Genomic DNA, 19,912 nt, shown 5'->3' with positions numbered 1-19,912 from the left:
ATAGGGGCATATAAATCATCGTGACGAAAAAAAAATCTACCGGTACTGGCTGGGTTATCCTACTGATAGTCGTTTTGGGGCTGATCACCGGTATCCCGAGAGAGGCGTGGATTGCACTGAGTGCGGCTATCTTATGCCTGTATCTTGTCTGGCAAAATATCCGTAAGACTAAGATGCATGCGGGCCGACCGGGTAAACCTAATAGGCAAGAGATTGCGGTGATACCGGATCTGGGCAATTATCAAATGGCCCCGTCACAGTTGGAACCAGAACAAACTACTGCACCCGATGAGCTGAACAAGAAGCCCTCCGCTGAACCTAAAGTAAAACAACCCGACATCTCACGGGGTTCTCTAGCCCGTGCATCCTGGTTGCGTCCTGGTGAACTGGCCGTGGTTGCAGGAATAAATTTACCTGATGGTATGGTTTACATTGGTAATAAATACAAAAGTAACCGTACTGGTGCAGAACCCGCCTTTATTAATCCATCAATGGATGTTGCGCCAGAAGAAATAGATATTTCATTACCTCTGATTGATAGTGCACCTGATTATTCGACCTGCTCACCAGAGGCGCGAAAAGGGTATTTACAATGGTTATCAGAGGGCCGTAAATCACCCAACGCAGATATTAGCTATGTTTTCTTATTTTTCTATGGACTAGAACATAGAATACTCATTGATGCGGCTATAGATCCGATAGCAAAAAAAGAACTGCCCATTCTTGAATCTGAACTTAATCGCTTGCTAAATATTTACGGGAAAAATAACGCATTCAATCATTATGCGCAGAATTTATTAGTTTATATCACCAAGGTAAATATAGATGAGAAACTCTATCTTTCTGCCCCTCCGACAACCCGCGAAGTTTCAACTGAACTGCCACTGGCATTATTAGTTGGATTGGGGCAATTAGCTCTTGACCAGAAACCCTTGCCGGTTGAGTGGGCGCTCGCGTGGGGGGAAGCCGACCCCGCGATTAACCAAAATATCTCAATGGCACATTGTGCAGATATTTTTGCCACATTGTTCCGCCAGCGCTACCAAGAACAATATGGCGATGGATTTTTATTACCCGTTAATAAAACAAAATTACAAATATTCTATCGTCCAGCATCTACGGGCTTAATGGGGCAAGAATTCTTTCGGCAAATTACTGATCTACCCAATGTTGCTGTGTGCAAATCTCATCGCGATAAACTGCGAGCAATCTTTGAGATATGTCAGCAGGAACTTGATATTTACAATCGTTTTGCCAGCATCAACCCGAAGAAAAAAATGTCATTAGAAGGGCAGTTATTAATGCCCGTGGCGTTATGGTCTGTGGCATTAAAAACCGAATTAGAGAATATCAAAACCCGAGTGGGTTATGGTTTGCTAATGGTCACTTTGGGTGAGTTGTTTCTTCAACTCAGTACCGCCTGTGGCACCAAACCACCAGAGCGCCTGGCGCGCAGCCATGTAATGGCATTAACTTACGCATTAGCTTCTTTGCAAGTGGGTATCGAACCTGATGTCAGAGCGGATAATCGCACACCGGTATTGCAGGACACTGTTGCACTGTTTCCTATTGAATCGCTGGTTACAGAGTCGACCACCTTTGATGCCTATCGTGTCACTATGCTTACCGTCGAATTGGCTTGTGCTGCGGTGATGTTTGATGGCCGAATCGGCGAACCTGAATCCATAATATTGACCCGGCATATTGATGCATGGGGCTTTCTTAGCCCCGGCCAACGTATGCGCTTAAAAGCCTACCTGCAACCGGGTATACGAAAAAATAACACATTGTTGGCTCTGAAGAATAATATGGAACCACTCTCGTTGGAAAATCGTCGTGTTATTGCGCGTTTCCTCGCACACCTGCTGCAAGTAGAAGGGACAATTACACCTCAAGAAGTGAAGTTTCTTGAACGGGTATACCAACGTTTTGCGCTGGACAGTAAATGGGTTTATGCCGATTTGGATAGCCGTGCAACTCCAATGACATTGAGTTTACCGTCGGCGGCTGTTGAAGTGGTGACAGATACCGACCGTGTGAACCTGCTGAAAAAAGAAAGCCAAGAATTAGCCAAATTATTGAAGGATTTGTTTATCACGGCCAGTGTCGCGGCAGCGACTACGGCAGATATTAATCCGCAATCTCTGGCAGCCATCACCGCTCATTTACCTGATAGCATTGCGACATTCTTGAAATTACTGATTTCACGTGATTCTTGGGATCGTGAGAAATTAGTGGATATCACTGCGGATATGGAAGTTAAACTTGATGACGCTTTGATTGAGATTAACCGGAAAATATTAGCCGCGTTTGATGCTCCGTTAATCACCGGTGATGTCACTATTACCATCAACCGTGATATATCAGCGGCACTCCTTATTTGAAAGAAAAAGGATGTGTTAGGGGGGTGGCGTAACTTGAGCTGGGCCTCAATACTCGCTACCATAGCGCGCCTAATAATGCCAAATGTCAGAGAGATAATCGTGATGAAATACCAATGGATACTGTTCGATGCGGATGAAACTCTATTTCACTTTGATGCTTATCAAGGGTTAAAGCTCATGTTTTCCCGCTTTAATGTAGATTTCTCTGCACAAGATTTCGACCATTATCAGTTGGTTAATAAACCGCTCTGGGTTGATTATCAAGACGGAAAAATATCCGCGGCCGAATTACAAAGTACCCGTTTTGAAATGTGGGCCGAGAAGCTCGGCGTGACAGCGAACCGCCTGAACAGTGATTTTTTAATTGCCATGGCGGATATCTGTGCATTGTTACCTGGCGCGCGCGAGTTAGTCGATGCTTTGAGTGGCAAAGTAAATATGGGCATCATTACTAATGGTTTCACCGAATTGCAGACCATCCGATTGGAACGCACCGGGTTAAAAGATGTCTTTTCTCCGCTGATTATTTCGGAGCAAGTGGGTGCGGCTAAGCCCGATGTTGCGATATTTGAGCATGCTTTCAATTTAATGAATAACCCGGCGAAAGAAGATATTTTGATGGTGGGAGATAACCTCCATTCGGATATTCAAGGTGGTATCAATGCAGGTATTGATACTTGCTGGCTTAATATTCATGGCGCTGTGGCGGATGAAAATATTGCGCCGCGTTATCAAGTCAGTTCACTGGCTGAGTTACAAAAATTACTGCTGGCGTAATTGAGTTATATTCCATGAAATAAGGGCTGTTAACGATATCGTCTCGATAACAGCCCCTTGTATTTTCGTCATACATTATTCAACTCATCGGATAATAAGTATTAATCTATTGACACGTATTGCTCTTTACCGACACTGCCATTTAATCGCAACAGTGTCGATGAAAGAGGGTGACCTGTTATCGTTGATTGGCGACTAAGTCTTCAACCTGATCAAAAATCGGCATTTCAGAGTCAAAGCGGCAAACCTGAAGCACATCTTCGAGTTTTTCCAGTTGGCTTATCATTTGTTGTAAGCGCTGATCATCTAAGACCTGCAACCAGATACGGCTCTCTTCTCCACCGGCCAGCGGCATACATAATATTCCATCGACGTTAAATGCGCGGCGGGCAAATAACCCACAAATATGGGACATGACTCCAGGATGGTTGCGCACGGTGAGCAGTAACGTGACGCGCGCAGAAATGACTTGCTGCGGGGTTATTGGTTGAGCTGTCATATTATTCACCTCCAATCATATCAATATTTGCCGCGCCCGGAGGCACCATTGGGTACACTTTTTCATCCACATCAATCAGTGCGTGAATCAGTACCGGGCCAGGGCGGTTTAAAGCCTCATGTAAAGCTGCATAAGGATCGCTGGCAGTATTAAGATCACAGGTCGAGAAGCCAAACCCTTCAGCAATATGAATAAAATTAGTGCGATAAGGGTAATCCGCGGCAAAAATTCGTTTGCCGAAGAACAAATCTTGCTGTTGATGGACTAAACCTAATGACTGGTTGTTCATCAAAATAATCTTAACGTTCAGCTGTTGCTCTGCTGCTGTTGCCATTTCTTGAATGTTCATCATCAGGCTACCATCACCCGAAAAACACACCACTTTTGCTTGCGGCTTGGCCAGCGCGGCGCCAATTGCAGCGGGCAGCCCAAACCCCATAGTACCCAGCCCACCGGAGGTTAACCACTGTCGAGGGCGATGCAGAGGGTATGCTTGCGCCACCCACATCTGATGCTGACCAACATCTGTGGTAATGATAGTCTCGTCATCAAGCGCAACCGCGGCCGCACGAATCAACCCATAGTGGCACAATGGGTTACCGCTATTGGGTTGATTGAACGGAAATTCGCGCTGTATATCACTGACCATAGAACGCCATTCATCGCGTGTTTGCATGTCAATTAAGGGCAGCAAGTGGGTCAATACCTGCTTGATATCTGCATTCATTGCCAGATGTGGGCGGCGAATTTTGCCCAGTTCAGCTGGGTCAATATCAATATGAATGATACTGGCATCAGGGCAGAACTGTTCAGCTTTGCCGATAGCGCGATCATCAAATCGTGCGCCTAACACAATCAATAAATCAGCTTGTTGCATGATGAGATTGGTTGAGCGCGCGGCGTGCATACCCAACATGCCCAAAGATAATGGGTGGTCAACTGGCATCGTGCCCAATGCCATTAATGTCATTGTGGTGGGTAAACCGGCATGTTCGGCCAACTGTATTGCCTGCTGATGAGCTTCAGAACTGACTATTCCGCCCCCCAGATAGAGTACCGGCCGTACAGCGCGGTTGATCATTTGAGCGACTTGTTCAATTGCCGCCGGATCAATTTGACCTGGTTCATCAGCAACACCCGGTTCTGGCAGGCTATCAAGCTCGATTTCCGCTGTCTGAACATCTTTAGGAATATCAATCCAGACCGGGCCAGGGCGGCCCGACTGGGCGATGCGAAATGCGGCGGGGATCACCCGTGTGAGTTCACTGATATCGCGAACCAAATAATTATGTTTGGTAATAGGGATCGACATTCCATAGGTATCAACCTCTTGAAATGCATCGGTACCAATCATTGAAGATGAAACTTGCCCAGTAATACACACCAGTGGAATGGAATCGAGCTTAGCATCAGCGATTGCTGTGACCAGATTAGTTGCGCCCGGGCCACTGGATGCCAAACAAACCGCAGTTTGTCCAGTCGCTCGAGCCATGCCTTGAGCCATGAAACCCGCACCTTGTTCATGTCGCGCCAGCACATGGCGAATAATACGACTTTGCCCCAGAGCATCATACAGCGGTAGCGCGGCTCCGCCTGGAATGCCCGCAACAGTGGTAATGCCTTGCTGTTCCAGCAAACGAACTATCAATTGGGCGCCTGTATAACGCATGGTTATATCCTTCATCAGGGCCGGTAGCTAACAGAGTGGGGCTAAAAAGAAACCCCGCTCGGCTGGCGCCGGCGGGGTTTGGGAATCTTTCTGGATTCGGTACCCGTTACGGCGCGCTGCCGACCACCACCACCACGCGCACGACCACGACTGCGTCAACATGCGCAGTATTGAGTAGGTCGATGCTTAGTAGAGCTAACTTGGCAGCGGAATAGTTCACGGGGTATCTCATCAGTAAATGTAATAAGCCTTAAAAGATAAACACGATTGGTAACAAGGCACAAGAGCATGGGATGAAAAGAATGCAAAAATCTAAGATTGATCACAAATTGACGCCCACCAAGACTAAAAGGAGAATAATTTAATCAATTGAAAAAGAGAGAGTTACCCCTATTTTCATGGTAATTAATCTTGCGGGGGAGTGTTCAAAAAAGTCCGACGACCAGGTTGTCATGATTAATCAACCTCATTGAATGGAATCTTGTTGATGCGTTGTTTAAATATCAAACAGTAAGGTGGCAATTCTTAGCTTGTATGGAATAACTGGATAAGACGCAAAAGGGACTTATGTATAAATCATTATCTTTGGCTGTAATAGTAGTTTTAGCGGGCTGTGGCGCGAAAAATAACCCTCAAGAAAGAGTTGATATTGATAATTACACGGCTAATCGCATAACTGCCATTATAGAAACACAAGTAAAAACAACCGATAGCCACCAACCCGGAGAGATTATTAATAAAGTCTCTGCTAATTTTCTGGGAACGCCTTATAAGGCGAATATGCTTATTGGCTCACCGACAAAACCTGAAGAGTTAGTGATTGATTTCAGAGGGCTAGATTGTTTTACTTATCTTGATTATGTTAACTCGCTGCGTCAGTCTAAAGATACAGCAGATTTTATTCAGCAGCTTATTGCCACTCGCTATATTGATAGTGATATCAGCTATAAAAATCGAAAGCATTTCTTTACTGACTGGTCTCATCAGCAACCATTAAACGCCCAAGATATTACTGCAAAAATAAGTTCACATGCTGTTACCGTGGTTAAATTTTTGAATCAAAAAAAGGATGGTGGTGAGTTTATTCCGACATTGGGCACGGTTAAACGCAATGTTGTTTATATTCCAGCTGAGTTTATTAATGACGCTGTTGTCAGCCAGTTAAAAACCGGCGATTACATTGGTATTTATACAAAAATCAATGGATTGGATGTGACGCATACGGGCATTTTTATCATGACACCTGATGGGCCAATGCTGCGTAATGCCTCTTCACTTAAAAGTAATATGAAAGTTGTTGATTCACCTTTTATTCAATATGTTAAAGATAAACCAGGGATCGTCGTCCTTAGAGCACTATAAAGTGGGTATTAACATCATATGGATGAAAAGAGAAAATTGTATTAATTGATATATATTGACTGAAATTCAAATTACAAGGAGTTTAATATGTATATGATTGACTATAATAATTTCCGCGCTATCAAATCATTTAATTCCCGTGTGCGATTCTTAGTTTTGCACTACACCGCTGAGAATTTTGAAAACTCTATAAAATCCCTAACAGGTAATAACGTCAGTGTTCATTATTTAGTGCCCGACCTTAACGATGAAAGTTATAAAAAATCCGGGTTTAATGATATACGGATATTTAACTTGGTAGATGAAAATGCGCGAGCCTGGCATGCAGGGGTCAGTAGTTGGGCAGGGCGCACTAATCTCAATGACACCTCTATCGGCATTGAGATTGTCAATTTAGCCACTGAACATGGTGGCATTTTCAACTTCCCTCCGTATCCAGAAAACCAAATTGCCGCCGTAAAACAACTGGCGGCGAATATTTTACAACGCTACCCTGATATATCGCCGGTAAATGTTGTTGCTCACTCTGATATTGCCCCCACTCGCAAAAGTGATCCAGGGCCAGAGTTTCCTTGGCAAGAATTGTATAATGACGGTATTGGTGCTTGGTATGATCCGGATACTAAGGAAAAATTCACTCAGCAATTTACCCAACACGGATTACCGGCTAAAACTGACTTACTGAATCACTTTAGTACTTATGGATACGATGTTTCTATTGCCAGCAATGATGATGGTTATCAACATCTGATACGCGCATTTCAATTGCACTTTAGGCCTAATAATTACCAAGGTAATATTGACATTGAAACAGCCGCCATTTTATATGCTTTAGTGGAAAAGTATTTTCCGGCGTCTTGATAGTGAGTATTTAACGCATTAATGACGATGCCCCCTCCTGCTGATTATGGGAGGGGGTTATTATAGCGATGAGTTTTACTCGCTATGGGTTAATTAATGTTGGTTTTGTTTGACCAATATTAAGATAGCCGCCAACTGCTCACGATGATGATCACTGATTTCACTGCTGGCAGAGTAACCCTCATTATGAATAATCATTTCACCTAAGCCGACCAACCAATCATAAATATAAAATGCAGTATTATTAGTCGGTGTGAGGGCCAATTTAGTTAGCCTTTGTGATGCACCCAATGGTGATGATGATTGAGGGGATTGAGCGAAAATCTTATAGCCTCTATTAATTCGGCTATCTGGCCGCAGGGCTTCATTAATGTGTAAAAAACCAAGCCAAGCGACGAAATCACCTAATACTGTCAGGGCACGAGACACTTGGCGGTCAGCCTTAGTATCACGATGTAAGCCAACTTGCTCATTATCAGCCAGTATTTTGACTAATTGTCCGGTGATATCTAATCGGATACTGGTAGTTATTAGCTCTGTAACCAGCAGCTCAATCGTCGGTTTGGTGATGCCTAATAACTCAATGAGTGGGGCATTATCTGGTAACTGCCTCAGGTGATTGATCCAGTAACGTTGCACATTTTTGGCATATTCTGTTTCATAATCGCCACTTGATGGTGTTGCTGCTGACGTTGGCAGTTCAGGCGATAAAGGTGGGTCGCTGAATAAATCGATATCAATGCCAATACTGAACGGATCGTGATGACTGACGGTTGGGGTGACCAGCTCAACAGCACGGTTTTGTTGTCGCAAACGGTTTGGTTGTTGTAAATAGAGGGCGCGCAACTCATCACGCGAAGGCAATAACCGCTCCAATAACTCGCCGTGTAAGCCGGTTCGGGTTTGTAGTGTTTTAAGCAATGTTTCGGCGATACACTGCTTTTGTTGTAATTCGCTGGTTGCAGGTTGAGCCCAACCTACCAACAAATTCTCTGTCAGCTCTCGCTGGAGTTCATGGAGTTGCTCAGTAATACGTTCGGCTTTAATGTCACGACGAATTTCTTGTGCCAGATAAGTCACCATGCGCTCAATACCGCGGGTATCCAATGCCAGCATAGTGCCCCAGCTATCACCGGGGTTTCCGACATAACGTTGTACTGCTTCGTCATGGTTTTTCGCGCCAGCCGAGGAAATGCGTTGATCAAAAGGCGTTAGCGCCCAGATAAGCCCTGGGTTTCTACGCGAACGAACGTGTTTATTTTCGCCCTGAGACTGTTTAACCCAATAGTCCAGCGCCTTACCCACCACTTTTACTTCGGTACGGTTGCTCGCAGCAGTACAGACCAGTAACAGGTTTATTTGTTGTTTGTCTGTGTAGCGCTCAAGCAGATAGGTATTCTTAGCCTGTGATAGCGCAGCGGCTAGCGGATAAAGTGTGTGCTCAACATGAGTTGAGACATCGAATACGTCGCTATAATCGGGGAACTCCAATAAGTCGACGGATTCAAACACCTTATCTGAATTAAGTAAATGGTCGGCCGCCGACACGCGTAGCGGGATCTGTAATTCAACTGACAGTAACGTTAGCTCCGCGAGTGACACTGTCACGGGGTCTCTTGCAACAATATTCTTTGCTGCAATATTCTTTGCTACCGAGTCTTGCAGTGGCAAAACTTGAATTTGAGTGTCAGCTGGGGTGTTTAGGTAGTTGAGTGCGGCGACATTCATGATGCCGTTGGTAGGTAACAATGTATCGTCCACTAACACACTGAGTGGGGCCAATAATTGTGACGTGCCTCCCAAGTGCTGCAAGGTATAGGCAAAATGACGATAAGCATCCGTCAGCGGTGGTGACTCGGCCCACAGCAATGAGAATAAAATAGCCCGATCATCAATACTTAAATAAGGTGCCAATTCAATCGCGAAGGGCCAGAAATGCGTGTCTAGTGTCTTCTGGCGTAATGCGTCATGGCGAATCAAATAATCCCAAAGACTAATGACTTCATCACTGGTAATACCCGCGATAGCTAACGGTTGTCTACGCATCGCCAATTGTTGTAGATGATCGCTAATATGTTGCTCATCCAGTGAATACATGCGCATTTCTTGCTGTTTATCCCGCAAAAACACACTTGCCACTATTTTGGCAATATCCATTTCATTGAGTAGCGAAAGCTGCACTGGATGGTTTTCATGATGACTTATTGATTGATGATTAGCTGAATCATTGACAGTTGAATGACTAATAACTGCATGATGGCTAAAGCGGGTCACCAATCCACTAGACTGATATCCGGGTTTAATTTGTTGCCAAAAGTTGAGGGTCTTCCCCGCGAGAGTCGTTTCCAGTTGGCCATTTTCACCAGCAATCAATGCAGAAATTAGGTGCTGCTTCCCGGCGGAGGATTGCCCGAAAAAGCCAATGCTCATAGGGGTTAGCGCCATTTCAGACAGATGGCGAGCTTTGTTACGGTGGCGGCGCAGTTTAACCGCCAGTTGAGAGGCTTCTATGTCCAGACGGATGGCGTGTTGGCGCGTATTGTTAATCCAATCAATCGTCTGATCAATGCCTTGAGTCACCTGCTTAAGCTGGCTATTGAGCTGCTGGTTGGTTAATGATTTCATTTTTTAAATACGCTCCCACTATCAATCCAATAATGGGTTGATGCTGAGCCATTGCTGGCGAGTGTGTTTAGCTTGAGACGCAGATGATGCAACGGGACACGGCTGCCATCTTGCAGTACGGCGTCAGCTATCTCAAAACGTTCTGGGCTACCCTTTTTATCAATAAATGGCTTATCACCTTTGGTGAGTTTCAATCTAACATGCAACACGCTGTCACCGGCGACTTTGCGGGCCAGTTCTTGATCCACAATTGACAAAGTATAGAGAGGGGATGGCGGCCAACGGTCATTATCAAGCTGGCGGAATCCAAGGCACAATGAGCCTCTCACCTGAAAACGAGTGTCGGATGGCAGAGCAAAATCAGCACTATCCAAGTCGATATCACGATAGTAAACATTTTCATCCGTCAGGGTATCGTTACTGCCCAGCATACCAAGGTAGCGGATGGTCGAATAAGGTTGGAAATCGCCTGCTTTAAAGTAAAAACCCGCCAGCCGTAAATCGAGCGCCAGCAAACACAGCATTGCACCCACCGCAGCAGTGGATTTCGGGTTATCAATTCGGCCCTGTTTGTTAAACGGATACCAATCGCTGGTATGGTATCCATCCAGCGAAAGAATACGATTATTCGGTAGCGGTTGTAGATGGCGGAATAAAGCTTGAATACCGGGGAAGCGCGAAGGGCGGCCAGTCAATAGCAGCACGTCGCAACAATAGAGCGACACCACCTCGGACAACGAACGTAGGTTTTGCGTAATGCTCATCCGGTTAGACAAAAACTCGCCATGCAATTTACTTAATTTCAATACCAGAGGCACATGCAAGATATCAAATTCCCCGGCATCGGCGGGCAATTCACGCTGAACTTCACTGTTAATGTATTCCAATACTTTCGATGTTGGGTTCTGGGATAATAACTCACCAAAGCTGGCGTCAATTTCTGCATTGGTATCCAGTGGATCAAAGCCTTCATAAGCTTCAAGAATTGCTCGCCCGACTGGCATAAATATTTGTAACGTAGCTTGTTGGCGCAATGCCGATTGCCCATCCATCCGGCCATCATTGCCAAACAATTTATCCATCAGGGCATCAGTATTGATAACCGCTGCTTTCTTAAGCCGAGCTTGAAGTGCCGGTAAAATATACAGTTGAATAACATCCAGCAAAATATCGTCGCCAGCGACTTTGAAACCTTCACGGAACAGCAGGCGTGGGCTGATTTTAACATTATTACCTATGCCATCGTCTAACCAGTATTGTGTGATGGCCAGATCGGTGGTGCCGCCACCAATATCAATTGAGGCGATGCGTAAGGTTTTTCCTGCAGTTTCTCCGGCTTCAAGTTGCTTGTCTGGCCGCGCCATACTGGCAAAAAAGGCCGCAGTCCGGCCACCGAAGTTAACCTGGGTTTCGTTATACAGATAAACCATCTGGCTACAGGTGGCTTCATCCCACTCCATCTGGACAGTCGGTACCGGGACTTGGCTTTTGGCGCGGTCTTGCTCGGAGACAAAGTTATCATCTGCCGGATGCCAACCCATTGATTTCCAGACCAGAGCAATAGCTTCATTCATCCGGCGGCGGAAAATTTCTCGCTCAGGTTTGGGCATGGCTGACGGCAACGTCAGAATAATGGCCCGTAACTGCCGTGGGGCGTTGGCATGGGTCATTTTCAAACGTTGGGCGGCGCTATTAATGTGCATCAACGCCTGTGTTAGCAATTCCGATAACATAAAAGTCATCAATGAACTGCGGCTATAATGTGGCGAGAATACCGGCAGCCGATCATCCATCGGCATGCTATACAGGGGCTGGCCGTCATCATTAACCAAATTAATCAGCGGCAATGCGGTCGCCAGCGGCTCATGTATTTGCGTGGATGATGCTTGTGTAGATGATATTTGTGCAATGGGGGTTTCATTAAATCGCCAACCTGGGGTATAGGTCTCTTCATCCCACAGGTAGCGGCGTGGGCTGGAAATACCGGTAGAACCCTCAGTGCCCAAGCGGTGTAGCGCCATGCGGCTGGCTTCGCTGCCAACACGGGTAATCGACGGCCAAATAAAGGCATCATCACGGCCACTTTCTACTGAAAAGTTCTGCTTGCCAAATTTCGCTGGTGAAAATTCAACTCGGCTTTCAAACAATTCGTTATACAGATGGTGAGGCTCACTCAAATCACGGATTTGTAATTCATAGGTTTGTTTCAAACCATGACTTTCATCGCTACTTTCTTCCACTAAAATACCGCAGGTATGTGAATTGCCGACATCAAGAATAAGGTCGACGCTCACGGCGGGTTCTTGCAGGGTACTGGTATTGATTTTAATTTCTGGCACACCGACCTGACTACCCAGTAATTCCAATAAGTTAAGGTAGTGGGCTTGATATTCAAACTCGCGCAATGAGGCACTAATATGGCGAGCGGTACGTTCTTCCTGCTCAGAGGCTTGCTGAATAAAGACTTCCCGCAACCAACCATCAACCCAGGTTAAATCAAGGAATTCGGCTAATTCTTCATTATGGTAAGCCAGCGCAAAACTCAATCCTGTTTTAATATCGTTTTCGTTGGGTGCCAAATATTCGTTGGCGTGGCCTTCAGGGTAAACTTTGGTGTCAAAGGCCATGGTGATCCGTAATGTATTGCCATCCTGATCCGGGCTATCCAACACTAAAATTTGTACTCTGGCCCAATTATCCGGCCCACTGACGAAAGTGCGCGGCGGATTAAAGCGCATGAAAGGCAGGGGGAGCCAAATTTTATTCAGCAATTTCAATGATTGTTCTAGCGAGAAACTAAACTCGGGTTTAACAATTTCAGGGGCCGCGCCCGGCACCATCAGCGAATATTTGCCATTATGCTCATGATAATTCAGGCGCAGTAGCGGGCCATTAGCACTTTTACGCACAAATTTATTCGGCAGTTCGCTATTACATTCAGGTTTTAAGGCGAAGTCCAAAAACTGGATACCACTATTCTGAATCAGCGAAATTTTCTGTTTATAGTCAGTGATCGTTGCCAGCATAATATTATTTAGTCTCGCGCTTCATCGTCATTGGAAGTGTGGTATTGGCATCATAGCGGCCTTTGCAATCAGCAACGCCGGTAATGCCTTGCTTACAGACGATCTCAGGAATTTGATATTTTGAACCATCACTACACTGCGCCCTATAGCGGCTGTTGATCACCAGATTGCCCGATTTCATTAACCCGGCGGTAATATTAGCCTGGCAGGTGACATTATCACCGTGGGTAATTCTTACCGTGCCTTTGCCATTTTTAATCTGATATCTCAAGCTGGGCGCTTTACCGGTTTGGGCCGCTTTAATATCGGGGCTGACGCGCCAATTGCCATTAAGAAATGCCGTTGACCCCACTTTGACCGCCTCGAAAGGCAGTATCAGTGCGCGTTTGCTCTGCGCCGCCGTTAATTCCGGCACTTCCACAGACTCCGCTACCACCGGTTGAGAGGGAATAATGGTGGCATTATTCAGCGGGAGTTGCGGCTCAGGGGCGGGCTGGATAATCGTGATGGCAGGGGCACTGACCTCTGGTGCGCTCTTCTCCTCAGCCGTTATATCTGCAACAATTTTATCCTTAGACACCACTGGCGCTGCCGAAACGCTCTCTGGCATACCGCCACTAAATTGCACAATTAATGCAATGATTAAGGCCAGCACTGGCAATATCCAACTGAATCGCAACCAGCGGGGCAGTTTTTTCTCTGGTGTAGATAGCAATGTGGGTTCTACGGCTACAGCCGGCTGTATCACGGGAGCAATATCGGGTGGCGGGGGTAATTCGGCAGCGGCAACCGGTGGCGTTATCGGCGCAGAGGGCGCAGCACTTAGGGGGATAATAGTTGGCTCAATGGCTTCAGCTGTTTGCCGTAAGCAATCGAGAGGATCCGTCCGTGTTTTCTGACCCCGGCTGACAAAGCCCCAGAAGGTCAACACCGGCTTGCCCGCCACCAGATAAACATGATTCTGATCAGGGAATTGCATAGTTTTCGCTAACAACACCCCTAATAATCGGTGGGCGGCTTTATCTGATTGTTGTGCATGCTGGCATAAATCATTGATGCTAGACAGAAAGGCTGACAATTGCTTTATGGCGGATTTTCGCTCAGTGGTGCTGGCCGCAACCCATGAGGTGACTTTACCTTCAATAGGGGCATACCAATCAATGCGATCCCCTCGCTCATTGAGCTGAGGAATCGCCAGGCAATCAGCAATATTTTGCTGTTTTTTAAGGCGTAATGCCTCTCTAATCTGAAACGCAGAAGCATAAACGGGTTGTCCGTTTTCGCCCAACGCCAGAATATCGTCCAAACTACCACTGCGTAAAAATGATTTCGCCACGCAAAAGAGACCTTTTCAAAGCAGAAAATAAAGTGTTATCTGCGACAGTAACTATTTTAAGGTGGGTGAGGGGAATCAAACGCAGGAATAAGTGGCAAAATGGGTCGTTGTTTATAAGAAAAGCGCTGACCCGACGAGGTCGCGGCTCGCGATAATAAGTCCACCGTGGGCACCGCTTATAATTTCAATTAACCATTTTAATCCTCATATTTCTATTTCTGCCCAGCTTTATTGAGTAAGCTAAACACCGCCTTTACGCGTATTGAAAGGAGATACCTTGAATCAATCACAAGTTACAACTCATCTCTCGGCCATTGAGGCGATAGAGAGACTGGAGACGTTATACGAGGCGGCGCTGAGCGCATTGCGTGATGCTATCAGCGCATATATTCGTGATGGAGCTTTGCCAGATGTGGGTGACCGGGCGAAAGGCTTATTTTCGTATCCGCAACTCAGTGTCAGTTGGGATGGCCGATTCCGCTCACATCAGCGTACTCGGGCTTATGGGCGCTTCTCACGCACTGGCCAATACAGCACCACTATCACTCGGCCAGCCTTATTCAGGGAGTACCTGACTGAGCAACTCACATTACTGGAAGCTGAGTATGGTGCAGTATTCGAAGTGACAGCGTCACAACAAGAAATGCCTTATCCCTTTGTTATTGATGGCTCCGACCTTATTCTCGACCGCTCGATGACGGCAGGGCTAGCTCAGCACTTCCCAACCACGGATCTGGCTAAAATCGGCGATGCCATCACTGACGGTATTGATATTGCCGGCGCTGATTTCCCGTTATCGCATTTTGATGCGCTGCGCACTGACTTCTCCCTGGCGCGGCTCAAACACTACACCGGCACACCGGCAGAACATATTCAGCCCTATATTCTGTTTACCAATTACAGCCGCTATGTTGATGAGTTTGTCAGTTGGGCTTGTGAGCAAATCCTTGATCCCGCCAGCCCCTATAAAGCCTTATCCTGCGCCGGGGGGAGCTACATAACTGTCGAAAATGCCGATCCGGAGAAGACAACCTCCGATCTGGCGTGGAAAAAATATCAAATGCCCGCCTATCACTTAATCGCAGAAAGTGGGCATGGCATCACCTTGGTGAATATTGGCGTTGGCCCATCCAATGCCAAAACCATTTGCGACCATCTGGCAGTGATGCGGCCACACGCGTGGCTGATGATCGGGCATTGCGGCGGTTTACGTGAAAGTCAGGCGATTGGCGATTATGTCTTGGCGCATGCTTATTTGCGCGACGACCATGTGCTGGACGCGGTGTTGCCACCGGATATTCCAATTCCAAGCATCGCTGAGGTTCAACGGGCATTATATGACGCCACCAAAGCGGTGAGTGGCATGCCGGGCGTTGAAGTCAAACAACGGCTGCGTACCGGAACCGTGGTCACTTCCGACGATCGCAACTGGGAACTGCGTTTTTCTGCCTCTGCCTTGCGTTTTAATCTCAGTCGGGCGGTAGCCGTTGATATGGAAAGTGCCACGATCGCGGCACAAGGTTATCGGTTCAGAGTGCCTTATGGCACATTACTGTGTGTCTCAGACAAACCTTTGCATGGCGAAATCAAACTGCCGGGGCAAGCGAATCATTTTTATGAGGGCGCTATTTCCGAACATTTGCAGATTGGTATTCGGGCAATAGATTTGCTGCGCGCGGAGGGCGACCAACTGCATTCACGCAAGTTGCGCACCTTTAACGAGCCGCCGTTCCGTTAATATCCCGTGCAATAGCGAGCAAGGTATTCGTTGATATTTTGCTCGCTATTCAATTGATTTAAATACAGAAACAGGTCAGTTTTTGCCTTTAATTCACGGCCACATTCAGTATATAAACGCAGTAATGTAACAACAAGGGGCGGGAACCCCGTCTACCTGCGAACTCCGGTACCAATACTGATACTGGATATGCCGCTCGAACCGCCACTCACACCAACATGGCCGGTATTGGCACAGGCCACCAGTAATAAGGTGAGCATCACGAGAGTTAATTTTTTCATTTGACGCCCTTGGTTAGATAAGTATCAGCAACTTTGTCATTAACCTCAGCTTGTATCATATCATTCAGTATATAACTAAAGCGTATGGGAAACGGTGGTTTCATTTTGCTGACAGCGGAATAAGTCGTGTGGAAAATTATAAACAGCGTAAATGTATAGTCGTAACGGGCTGATTCAACCTGATTGGTGACAGTATCTGTTTAATAATCAGATCAATAGTTTCGCTCCCAATTAAGAGAATCGCTTATGTACTTTACTCAAGCTATTGCCAGACTCCCTGCTGATACCTGTGGTAGCGGCCAGACAACCTCCCAATTGGGTGCGCCGGATGTTGCCGCCACCGGCCAACAATTTCTGGCTTATGTGGATACTTTGCTGCGACTTGGCCTGAAAGTGACCATCTTACCGGCAGCATCGGCTTTTCCAGATGCCCACTTTGTCGAAGATACCGCAGTCGTCATGCCGGAACTGGCGGTGATAACTCACCCCGGAGCGCCGAGTCGCCAGGGCGAAGTGGACACCATCGAGCCACTGTTTACCGACCGCCCGGTTTTTCGCATGAGTCCTCGCGGGCACCTTGATGGCGGTGATGTGTTATTGGTGGATAAACAGTTTTTTATCGGGCTGACATCCCGCACCGATGAAGCGGGCATTAGCGAATTTACTGCGGCAGTAGGGCGTTATGGCTATCGCGTGACCGCCATTGAAGTGAGTGCCGGGCTGCACCTGAAATCCATTGTTAACTATGTCGGTCGCAATACTTTATTGCTAACCGCAGATTATCAACATCATCCTGCCTTTGCCGATTTCAATACTATTGTGATTCCAGAAGCGGAGTCTTACGCCGGTAATACCTTATGGATCAATGATACGCTGATAACGCCGCGAGGTTATCCTGATACATTGGCGCAAATTGAAAAGCTGGGGATGCCCATTGTTCAACTTGATACCAGTGAATTTAAAAAAATGGATGGCGGCTTAACCTGCCTCTCGTTGCGTTTCTAACAGCTTGCTGTTGCTATGACTTACCGCTTCTATGGCTTACCTAAACGGGACTTTAATGATGAAAAAAACATTAGCTGCATTATTGACTGGTTTGATACTTTCCGCGCCCGTGGCGGCTCAAACAATAGAAACTATCAGTTTTGGTGTGGACGGCGGATACCCGCCTTTTGATGTTCTGGCCCCCAGTGGCGAGATCACCGGTTTTGATATTGATATCGCGAATGCTTTGTGTGACAACCTGCATGCCAAGTGTGTTTTCGTCAAACAGCCCTTTGAAAGTATGATTGCGGCCCTGAATGCGCGCAAGTTTGATGCCATTATTGCATCGCTCAGTATTACCGATGAGCGCAAAAAAGAAGTCGATTTCACTGACCGCTATTACCGCAGTGCCGCGCAATTAGTCGCGCGCAAAGGCAGCCCATTATCACCGGATGTTGCCAGCCTCAAAGGAAAAACCGTCGGGGTTCAGACCGGGTCTATCCATGAAACTTACGCGAAAAAACATTGGGGCGGGCAAGGGGTCAAAATTGTCTCTTACGCCAATCAGGACAATGTCTATCTCGATCTACTGTCAGGGCGCATCAACGCCTCATTGCAAGATAATATTCAGGCCGCCAGTAGTTTTATCGACACCCCGCGCGGGCAGAAATTTGCTTTTGCTGGGCCAGTCATTCAAGACGAAACTATCTCCTCTGATGTCGGCATCGCCGTCGGTAAAGATAATCCGGCTTTGCGCGATGCCCTTAATGGGGCCATAAAGGCGATTCGTGCTGATGGCACCTATGATGCCATTCAGAAAAAGTATTTTAGTTTCGATATTTACGGAGAGTGATTTTTTGCCGTAACTGTGACGAGCACCGGGCAATGGCACCCATGCCCGGTTGCCGTTGGTTAGCCTCGGGAGGTCAATAATGGTCACAGACTATTTGCCGTTACTGGCACAAGGGGCGGGGTTATCACTGTGCGTGATGCTGCTATCACTGGCTGTCGCACTCACACTCGGCCTGATCAATGCGGTTATCAAGCTGTTTGGCCCACGCTGGTTACGTTGGATATCAACAGGTTACACCACCTTAGTGCGCGGCATTCCTGAACTGGTGATTATGCTGCTGCTATTTTTTGGCGGCGAAATGCTGGTGAATGGTTTTCTCGGCCTGTTGGGATTGGGGCCGGTTCGCTTCAATACTTTTATTTCCGGTGTACTGGCCATCGGCATTGTCTTTGGTGCTTATTACACGGAAACCTTCCGTGGTGCTTTTCAAACAGTCGATCGTGGTCAGTTGGAAGCCGCAATGGCTTACGGCATGCGCCCCGGTCAGGTGTTCCGGCGCATTATGCTGCCGCAAATGCTCAGTTTTGCCATTCCCGGCATCAATAATAACTGGCTCGGTCTGATGAAAGCTTCGGCCTTGATATCCATTCTGGGATTGGAAGATATGGTGTGGCTGGCCGAGCAGGCAGGGCGCGCGACACAAAAACCTTTCCTGTTTTACTTCCTGGTGGCGATGATTTACATGGCCATTACTGCGTTGTCCAGTTGGGGCTTTAGTCTGTTGGCGCGGCGTTATGCGCTGTCGACTTCAACTGCGGCGAGGGCGCGCTGATGAATCTGCAAACCATATTGGAAGCAGTCCCGACATTTCTCTACAGCGACGGCTCTGATACCACGGGTCTGGCGATGACGGCCAAACTGTTTTTACTCTCGGTGTTTCCTGGCTTATTACTGGCGCTAGTGATGGCGGTCGGGCAAGCATTTGGCCCACGCCCGCTGGCTTGGCTTATCCGCAGTGTGACTTACTTCTTTCGTAGCACGCCGCTCTATCTGCAACTCATGCTTATCTACTATGGTCTGTCGCAGTTTGATATTGTGCAGTTGGGTTGGCAGGACGACCAACCTTTCTGGCTGCTATTTCGGGATGCCACTTTCTGCGCCACACTGGCCTTGGTGCTCAATACCAGTGCTTATGTCGCGGAATTATTGGCCGGCATGATGGTGACTTTTCCGCGTCAGGAGTGGGTGGCTGGCGAAGCGTTCGGTATGAGTCAGTGGCAAATCATTCGCCGATTAGTGTTACCGGCGACATTACGCCGTGGTATTCCGGCGTTGAATAACGAAATGGTGTTCTTGCTGCATGCCACCTCTCTGGCCAGCACCGTCACCTTGCTCGATATCACTGGCGTGGCACGGGCTTTCTATGCCACCACTTATTCGCCATTTATTCCGTTTTTAATGGCGGCGGCGCTTTATTTGCTGTGTACCTTTATCTTGATTTTCTTGTTTTCGCGCGCGGAACGGCGCTGGCTAGCCTTTGCCCGCCATGATTGAATTCGGCGGGCAAACCAGCTTTA

The 19,912-nt window shown here is 47.1% G+C and carries 16 protein-coding genes; 9 read left to right on the top strand and 7 right to left on the bottom strand.

Translation table 11 applies throughout. The annotated features are described in order from the left end of the window. Nucleotides 1–20: 20 nt before the first annotated feature. Together DXZ79_RS10615 and yjjG are read left to right on the top strand one after the other, a co-directional pair. Nucleotides 21–2,384, top strand: a complete 2,364-nt coding sequence (locus DXZ79_RS10615; RefSeq protein WP_050291699.1) for a tellurite resistance TerB family protein — start codon at nt 21–23, stop codon at nt 2,382–2,384. 102 nt (nt 2,385–2,486) lie between these two features. Then, nucleotides 2,487–3,161: a pyrimidine 5'-nucleotidase gene (gene yjjG, locus DXZ79_RS10610; protein WP_038632817.1), complete on the top strand. Its 675-nt coding sequence runs from the start codon at nt 2,487–2,489 to the stop codon at nt 3,159–3,161. 178 nt (nt 3,162–3,339) lie between these two features. On the opposite strand, the gene ilvN is transcribed toward yjjG, so the two are convergent. The 3 genes from ilvN to ivbL form a co-directional block, all read right to left on the bottom strand. Next, nucleotides 3,340–3,660 (bottom strand): acetolactate synthase small subunit, encoded by a 321-nt coding sequence (gene ilvN / locus DXZ79_RS10605; protein ID WP_050291700.1) that lies wholly within the window; start codon nt 3,658–3,660, stop codon nt 3,340–3,342. A 1-nt stretch (nt 3,661) separates the two neighbouring features. Beyond that, nucleotides 3,662–5,329, bottom strand: coding sequence for an acetolactate synthase large subunit (ilvB, locus tag DXZ79_RS10600; protein ID WP_038632822.1), 1,668 nt, complete (start codon nt 5,327–5,329; stop codon nt 3,662–3,664). 106 nt (nt 5,330–5,435) lie between these two features. Further along, a complete protein-coding gene (gene ivbL / locus DXZ79_RS20805) occupies nt 5,436–5,561 on the bottom strand; it encodes an ilvB operon leader peptide IvbL (RefSeq protein WP_071841722.1) in 126 nt (41 codons plus the stop codon). A gap of 335 nt (nt 5,562–5,896) precedes the next feature. On the opposite strand from ivbL, the gene DXZ79_RS10590 reads away from it, so the two are divergent. Continuing rightward, entirely contained in the window at nt 5,897–6,691 is a 795-nt protein-coding gene (locus DXZ79_RS10590) for a DUF1460 domain-containing protein (protein WP_050291701.1), read from the top strand. An 87-nt stretch (nt 6,692–6,778) separates the two neighbouring features. After that, nucleotides 6,779–7,552: an N-acetylmuramoyl-L-alanine amidase gene (locus DXZ79_RS10585; protein ID WP_038632827.1), complete on the top strand. Its 774-nt coding sequence runs from the start codon at nt 6,779–6,781 to the stop codon at nt 7,550–7,552. Between the two features lie 93 nt (nt 7,553–7,645). On the opposite strand, the gene DXZ79_RS10580 is transcribed toward DXZ79_RS10585, so the two are convergent. From DXZ79_RS10580 to DXZ79_RS10570, 3 genes are read right to left on the bottom strand one after another with little or no spacing between them, the layout of a single operon-like run. Next, on the bottom strand, nt 7,646–10,177 hold the full coding sequence (locus DXZ79_RS10580; RefSeq protein ID WP_120011269.1) for a putative virulence factor: 2,532 nt from the start codon (nt 10,175–10,177) through the stop codon (nt 7,646–7,648). After that, complete coding sequence (locus tag DXZ79_RS10575; protein ID WP_120011268.1) at nt 10,174–13,203, bottom strand: virulence factor SrfB; 3,030 nt, start codon at nt 13,201–13,203, stop codon at nt 10,174–10,176. The genes DXZ79_RS10580 and DXZ79_RS10575 overlap by 4 nt, the downstream gene beginning before the upstream one ends. Nucleotides 13,204–13,207: 4 nt before the next feature. Continuing rightward, nucleotides 13,208–14,539 carry an SrfA family protein gene (locus DXZ79_RS10570; RefSeq protein WP_162928743.1) on the bottom strand — a complete coding sequence of 444 codons (1,332 nt, stop codon included), beginning with the start codon at nt 14,537–14,539 and terminating at the stop codon, nt 13,208–13,210. 277 nt (nt 14,540–14,816) lie between these two features. Here DXZ79_RS10570 and DXZ79_RS10565 point away from each other — a divergent pair, with 277 nt between their 5' ends. Further along, nucleotides 14,817–16,277 carry an AMP nucleosidase gene (locus DXZ79_RS10565; RefSeq protein ID WP_038632839.1) on the top strand — a complete coding sequence of 487 codons (1,461 nt, stop codon included), beginning with the start codon at nt 14,817–14,819 and terminating at the stop codon, nt 16,275–16,277. Nucleotides 16,278–16,429: 152 nt separating this feature from the next. On the opposite strand, the gene DXZ79_RS21130 is transcribed toward DXZ79_RS10565, so the two are convergent. Beyond that, nucleotides 16,430–16,558 carry a hypothetical protein gene (locus tag DXZ79_RS21130; RefSeq protein ID WP_259275165.1) on the bottom strand — a complete coding sequence of 43 codons (129 nt, stop codon included), beginning with the start codon at nt 16,556–16,558 and terminating at the stop codon, nt 16,430–16,432. 246 nt (nt 16,559–16,804) lie between these two features. Here DXZ79_RS21130 and DXZ79_RS10560 point away from each other — a divergent pair, with 246 nt between their 5' ends. The 4 genes from DXZ79_RS10560 (at nt 16,805) to DXZ79_RS10545 (ending at nt 19,889) form a co-directional block, all read left to right on the top strand. Next, the gene (locus tag DXZ79_RS10560; protein WP_038632842.1) at nt 16,805–17,563 is read left to right on the top strand and encodes a dimethylarginine dimethylaminohydrolase family protein; all 759 of its coding nucleotides are present in this window, start codon (nt 16,805–16,807) and stop codon (nt 17,561–17,563) included. A 58-nt stretch (nt 17,564–17,621) separates the two neighbouring features. Continuing rightward, on the top strand, nt 17,622–18,395 hold the full coding sequence (locus DXZ79_RS10555; RefSeq protein WP_038639507.1) for an ABC transporter substrate-binding protein: 774 nt from the start codon (nt 17,622–17,624) through the stop codon (nt 18,393–18,395). A gap of 79 nt (nt 18,396–18,474) precedes the next feature. After that, nucleotides 18,475–19,167, top strand: coding sequence for an ABC transporter permease (locus DXZ79_RS10550; RefSeq protein WP_038632845.1), 693 nt, complete (start codon nt 18,475–18,477; stop codon nt 19,165–19,167). Continuing rightward, entirely contained in the window at nt 19,167–19,889 is a 723-nt protein-coding gene (locus tag DXZ79_RS10545; RefSeq protein WP_038632848.1) for an ABC transporter permease, read from the top strand. The genes DXZ79_RS10550 and DXZ79_RS10545 overlap by 1 nt, the downstream gene beginning before the upstream one ends. The last annotated feature ends 23 nt before the right edge of the window (nt 19,890–19,912 follow it).

Source organism: Yersinia rochesterensis (genome assembly GCF_003600645.1).
Classification (GTDB): domain Bacteria; phylum Pseudomonadota; class Gammaproteobacteria; order Enterobacterales; family Enterobacteriaceae; genus Yersinia; species Yersinia rochesterensis.
This window is presented reverse-complemented; position numbering and strand designations above follow the sequence as displayed.